This window comes from Mesorhizobium sp. M7A.F.Ca.US.006.04.2.1 (assembly GCF_004022915.1).
GTDB lineage: Bacteria > Pseudomonadota > Alphaproteobacteria > Rhizobiales > Rhizobiaceae > Mesorhizobium > Mesorhizobium ciceri.
In genome coordinates, this window is record NZ_RZQA01000415.1 from 1 (window position 1) to 5525 (window position 5525).

A 5525-nucleotide genomic window follows, 5' to 3' on the forward strand; every position below is an offset into this window, starting at 1 on the left:
CTATGCGCTGTTCCGGCACATGACGGTGGCCGACAATATCGGCTTCGGCCTGAAGGTCCGGCACGGGCCGTCGCGCCCCCCGGCGCAGGAGATTCGCCGCCGCGCCTCCGAGCTTCTGGACCTTGTCCAGCTGTCGGGGCTGGAAAAGCGCTATCCGGCGCAGCTTTCCGGCGGCCAGCGGCAGCGCGTGGCGCTGGCGCGGGCTATGGCCATCGAACCCAAGGTGCTGCTGCTCGACGAACCGTTCGGCGCGCTTGACGCGCAGGTGCGCCGGGAATTGCGCCGCTGGCTGCGCGAAATCCATGACGCCACCGGCCACACCACCGTCTTCGTCACCCACGACCAGGAAGAGGCGCTGGAGCTTGCCGACCGCGTCGTGGTGATGAGCCAGGGTCGCATCGAGCAGGTCGGCACCGCCGACGACATCTACGACACGCCGAACTCGCCCTTCGTCTACGGCTTCATCGGTGAATCGAGCTCGCTTCCCGTCAAAGTCGAGAATGGCGAGATCTGGCTCGCCGACCGTCCGATCGGGCTTGCCGCGCCCAACGAGCCCTCGGGCGATGCGACGCTCTACTTCCGCCCGCACGATGTCGAATTGCTGGACGGCTGCAGCGGCTGCATCGCCGGCACGGTCGCCGCCAGCCGCCGCGTCGCCGGCACGCGCCGGGTCGAGCTCGAGATCGGTGGTGAGCGTCAGCGGGTCGAAATCGAATTGCCGGTCGATCATCCCGCGGCGCAAAAAAGCCGGGTGGCGTTCCGCCCCGGCCGCTGGAAGCTTTTTCCGGCGGCTTGATTCTCGGCTCAAGCGCTACGCCAACCAGTTTTCGACCTTCAGATTCCTGATCCGGGTGAACTCTCCCGTGTTGGGCTGCGGTTGTTGCGAAACAGCTTCGCCTCCTTGGGCGGCGTTGTTGAATGACGGTTCTGGGGCATGGCGGCAGCTCTTTGTATATGCCTTTTGTATATGCCATGCAGCACCGCAAACAAGGCGCAGAAAAACTCCGACGAAGATAGCCATCTCCTGGAACAGAATTCCAACAGGTGCCAACTTAGGCGATATATTTTCCCACGACGAGGCCGCGAACCGACAGCGCATGCCTCGTCGCGCATGATACGTCACGGCTATGGTCCGACCATCAACGCATTGCATCGGAGCCTGTTTTCATGAAACGATTTTTCCTCGGGCTTGCCACCGTCGCCGGCCTGTTCCTTGCATCCTCCCAAGCCTGGTCGGCCGACAAACTGCTCAACGCATCCTATGATGTCGGCCGCGAACTGTTCGTGCAGGTCAACAAGGCTTTCATCGCCCAGCATCCGGGCGTCACCGTGGACCAGTCGCATGCCGGCACTTCGGCGCAGGCACGCGCCATCGCCGAGGGTCTTGGCGCCGACGTTGTTACCTTCAACCAGGTCATCGACATCGACTTCCTGGTCAAGAAGGGCCTCGTCTCGGCCGACTGGCAGAAGGATTTCCCTGACAATGCCTCGCCCTTCTATTCTCTGCCTTCGTTCCTTGTCCGCGCGGGCAACCCCAAGCACATCAAGGACTGGAACGATCTCGTGCGCGACGACGTGCAGGTGATCTTCCCAAACCCGAAAACATCCGGCAATGCGCGCTACACCTATCTGGCGGCCACCGCCTACGCCAAGGAAGCCTTCAAGGGCGATGACGCCAAGGTGAAAGAGTTCATCACCAAGCTGTTCAACAACGTGCCGATCTTCGACACCGGCGGCCGCGCCGCGACCACCACCTTCGTGCAGCGCGAGATCGGTGATGTGCTGATCACCTTCGAGTCGGAGACGCGCGGCATCCGCAAGGAGTATGGCGACGACAAGTTCGAGCAGGTTACGCCTTCGGTCAGCCTGCTGGCCGAATTCCCGGTCGCCATCGTCGACAAGGTTGCCGACGATCACGGCACGCGCGATCTGGCCAAGACCTATCTCGACTTCCTCTACACACCGGAGGGCCAGGACATCGCCGCCCGCAACGGCCTCAGAGCCCGCGACGCCGCTGTGGCGGCGAAATACAAGGCCGATTTCCCCGATGTCCGGCTGCTGACGGTGGAAGACGTTTTCGGCGGCTGGGACAAGGTGCAGAAAGAGCATTTCGCCGCCGGCGGCCTGCTCGACCAGACCTACGGCAGCCGCTGAGGCAGCGATACCTGCACAGCAGACGAAAAAGCCGGCGCGCTGCCGGCTTTTTTCGTTTTTGAACGCCGATAACCTGGTTATCAGCGGAATATCCGCGTTCTCAGTGCAAAACGTTACAAAGAATCAACGCGTTTATGCCTAACGTGCAATTGGGTGGCTGTTTCGCGAAACATCACCGCGCGGCGAAGACGTCATTATTTGCACACAAACAGTCGCCAGATGCGAGTGGTTGGGGCTTTTATGGGTTGATCTGGGCATGCTGACAAAAAAAGGCAAATACGGCCTCAAGGCCCTCGTGCATCTGTCTGGCCTGCCGGCCGGCCAATTGGCCTTCGTCAATGACATCGCTGTGGCCAACAACATCCCGAAGAAATTCCTCGATGCCATTCTGGGCGAGTTGCGCAATGCCGGCTTCGTCCAGAGCCGCAAAGGCAAGGAAGGCGGCTACCGCCTTGCCCGGCCGGCCTCCGAAATCAAGATCGGCCATGTCGTGCGCGTGCTTGACGGGCCGCTGGCGCCAATCCCTTGCGCCAGCCGCACGCAGTATCAACGCTGCGAGGATTGCGACGAGGCGACCTGCCAGGTCCGCCACATGATGCTGGAGGTGCGGCAGGCAATCGCCGAAGTGCTGGATAATCGCAGCCTCGCCGCCATGCGCGATGCCGACAATGACGATTTCCCGGTCGAGCTGACGTCGCAGATCTAAACCACCGACTTCAAGCCGATCGCGTTCAGATAGAGATTCCTGCATTGAAGGAGAGGTTCTCCAAATCTCGGGTTGCGAAGCTCGAAATCACGGAGAACCTCATGCAGTTTTGGCCTATCCGTTCACATTAGACGCGGCCTCGAATACAGCGCGTGCGGACGTCGTACCCGCTACGTGCTCCGTACCCACCACACCGAGGTCCATCCATCCCGCATTCACGGCCTCGAACATTTCTTCGGCAGGTCCGGAGTGACCCTTCGGGATGCCGAATTGCTCGAACGCTTCCGCCCACCCCGCACGCGGAATTGCAAAGGCTTTCACGGCGAGATTCAGGACTTCACCCAACTGCTCCGCGACTTCATCCGCGGTGACCATCGAACCGATCTCGACGATGCGCTGCCCTGACCACGTCGACCCGGTCAAAAGGGTTGCGACCTCTGCGCCGATGTCGTTCGTCGCAACCATGGTCGATTTCCGGTTTGTCGGATTGTAGTAGACCGGTAGCATTCCGCCCTGCGCGACCTGCAAGCCGTAGAGGAAATTTTCGAAGAATCCCCCCGCGCGCACAAATGCGGTTGGCGATGTCAGGCCGCGAAACCCTTGCTCCAGAAGCGACAAGGCCGCGATCACCCCGTGCCCGCTTGTTCTGTTCGCACCCATCGACGAAAGCGCGACCACTCGCGGCGGCGCTGCCTTGGTCAGAGCCTCGACATAGCTAGCAATCACGCTCCTCGCTTCTTTGTAATCGGGCGACGGCGCCCAGACAGGGGGCAACATGACGAACGCGCCTTCGACGCCTTTGAGGGCTCGCTCGATGGCTGCCGAATCATTCCAGTCGCCGTCTACCAGTTCCACGCCCTGGTTCGCCCAATTGGCCGCCTTGTCGCGGTTGCGGATGAGTGCGCGTACCTCCTTGCCGTGCGCCAGCAGATGCTCTGCCGTTGCGCCGCCAACTTTTCCCGTGATTCCCATTACTAGGAACATGTGTTTTCTCCTGATGTCGGGGGACAGAGCTGCCCCTGTTGGTTCAATGGATGAGCGGCAGAATGGCCCGGATACGGGGATCGCGGAGATAGAGGCCGCCCCAGGTCATCGCGCCCAGAAGCAGGGAGATGATTTCCGGCGGCGACCCCAACTCACCGATGCGAAGATGGGCGCAGATGGCACCTCCCAAAAAGCCCGTCACCAGGATCGCGCCGAGGACGGCGGTGACCGGGATGGCGTAGAGGATGGCGCAGGCGAGGATGATCGGACCCACGACACGGGTCAGGTCCATCGCCAACCCGGTTTCCTGCAACATGCTGGCGATCTGTGCCGGCGCGAAAAGCTGAACAGTGCCATCTGCCGTCAGGGCGATGACGACAAACGCGCTCATGATCCGGCCGGCCCACAGGGCGCGATGCAAGGTCATAATTTCCGGTGTCTGATGCAGGTTCACAGTTTCGGACACTTGTCATTCTCCGATGGGGAGATCCCATATTCGAAGCTTACTGTGCCTCTCAACTGTGATAAATGCCGAGGAAATGAACCAACTGTTCTCTTTTTGGGGAACAATCCGAGGCGCGAAAATGCAGAATCTCGAACCCATCCTCATTTTCACAACGGTCGCGGAAATGGGGAGCTTCACCCGCGCGGCCGATAGCCTGGGCATCCAAAAGGGGAGAGCCTCAACGGCGGTCCGCAAGCTGGAAGAAGATGTGGGTGTCAGGCTTCTGCACCGGACGACGCGCAGCGTGCGGTTGACGGAGGACGGACGCGCATTTCATGCCCGCGCCCGCGATCTGCTTGCTGAAGTCGATGATCTGCACTCGATGTTCGCAGGCGACCGCGTGGCACTTCGCGGCCGTTTGCGGGTCGACCTTCCGACCGAAGTGGCGCGCACAACGATCGTACCGGCTTTGCCGGATTTCATGGCGGCTCACCCCGAGTTGGAGCTGGAGGTGTCGAGTACGGATCGGCAAGTCGATCTGGTTCAAGAGGGGTTCGATTGTGTATTGCGGCTTGGACCCATTCGCGACGAGACCCTGATTGCCCGCCCGTTGGGCCTGTTGCGCATGGCCAACGCAGCCAGTCCCGCCTATCTGGCGCGCCATGGCGTGCCTCGATCGCTGGAAGATCTCCAGCGTCAGGAACATAGGGCAATTCATTTTTCGACGCTGCTGGGCGCGCGACCCTATGGATGGGAATATCCGGACGGCGACAGCTACGCGACGCTTCAGTTGCCAGGTGCGCTACACGTCAACAGCGCACAGACCTACGAAGCAGCGGCCCTCGCCGGCCTCGGCCTGATCCAGGCGCCACTCTTGGGCATTGGCCGATACTTGGAGAGTGGAGCGCTTGTCGAGATCCTACCCGATTTTCGTCGCCGGCCGCTCGCCGTGTCCCTCGTCGTCGCACATCGGAGCAATCTATCGCGCCGGGTCCGCGCGTTCATGAAATGGATCGAAGATGTGCTGACGCCATATATGGAATAGCGATACGACTATCTTCGTCCGGCCCTCGAAATCAACACTTCGTAAGCGGCGCGCTTGTCTTAAGTCTAGGGAAAGCGAAATTTGCAGAAGTCTCGAGCACGGACACCACCTTGCACGGCCCAAGCCGACGCAGTAAAGCGGGGTTCGAAGAACGGGCTGGACCGATGAGGCTGTGGTGGTTAGAAAAATCC

The 5525-nt window shown here is 60.9% G+C and carries 6 protein-coding genes; 4 read left to right on the forward strand and 2 right to left on the reverse strand.

All coding sequences use genetic code 11. From position 1 onward, the window contains the following. From EN925_RS21105 to EN925_RS21115, 3 genes are all read left to right on the forward strand, one after another. The coding region (locus EN925_RS21105) for a sulfate/molybdate ABC transporter ATP-binding protein (RefSeq protein ID WP_164894307.1) at nt 1-796 on the forward strand (796 nt) is incomplete at its 5' end. Between the two features lie 371 nt (nt 797-1167). Then, a complete protein-coding gene (locus EN925_RS21110; protein ID WP_013530872.1) occupies nt 1168-2154 on the forward strand; it encodes a sulfate ABC transporter substrate-binding protein in 987 nt (328 codons plus the stop codon). Between the two features lie 256 nt (nt 2155-2410). Next, on the forward strand, nt 2411-2860 hold the full coding sequence (locus EN925_RS21115) for an Rrf2 family transcriptional regulator (protein ID WP_013530871.1): 450 nt from the start codon (nt 2411-2413) through the stop codon (nt 2858-2860). A gap of 114 nt (nt 2861-2974) precedes the next feature. Here the strand turns inward: EN925_RS21115 and EN925_RS21120 are convergent, their stop codons facing one another. Continuing rightward, nucleotides 2975-3844 (reverse strand): NmrA family NAD(P)-binding protein, encoded by an 870-nt coding sequence (locus tag EN925_RS21120; RefSeq protein WP_127385292.1) that lies wholly within the window; start codon nt 3842-3844, stop codon nt 2975-2977. Between the two features lie 43 nt (nt 3845-3887). Continuing rightward, entirely contained in the window at nt 3888-4310 is a 423-nt protein-coding gene (locus tag EN925_RS21125; RefSeq protein WP_127370100.1) for a DoxX family protein, read from the reverse strand. A gap of 73 nt (nt 4311-4383) precedes the next feature. On the opposite strand from EN925_RS21125, the gene EN925_RS21130 reads away from it, so the two are divergent. Next, on the forward strand, nt 4384-5334 hold the full coding sequence (locus tag EN925_RS21130; RefSeq protein WP_245461113.1) for a LysR family transcriptional regulator: 951 nt from the start codon (nt 4384-4386) through the stop codon (nt 5332-5334). Nucleotides 5335-5525 lie beyond the last annotated feature (191 nt).

What these genes read in the sequence shown, in the direction of transcription:
- EN925_RS21110 (WP_013530872.1), top strand. Translation starts at nt 1,168, where the DNA reads ATGAAACGATTTTTCCTCGGGCTTGCCACCGTCGCCGGCCTGTTCCTT.
- EN925_RS21115 (WP_013530871.1), top strand. Translation starts at nt 2,411, where the DNA reads ATGCTGACAAAAAAAGGCAAATACGGCCTCAAGGCCCTCGTGCATCTG.
- EN925_RS21120 (WP_127385292.1), bottom strand. Translation starts at nt 3,844, where the DNA reads ATGTTCCTAGTAATGGGAATCACGGGAAAAGTTGGCGGCGCAACGGCA.
- EN925_RS21130 (WP_245461113.1), top strand. Translation starts at nt 4,384, where the DNA reads ATGAACCAACTGTTCTCTTTTTGGGGAACAATCCGAGGCGCGAAAATG.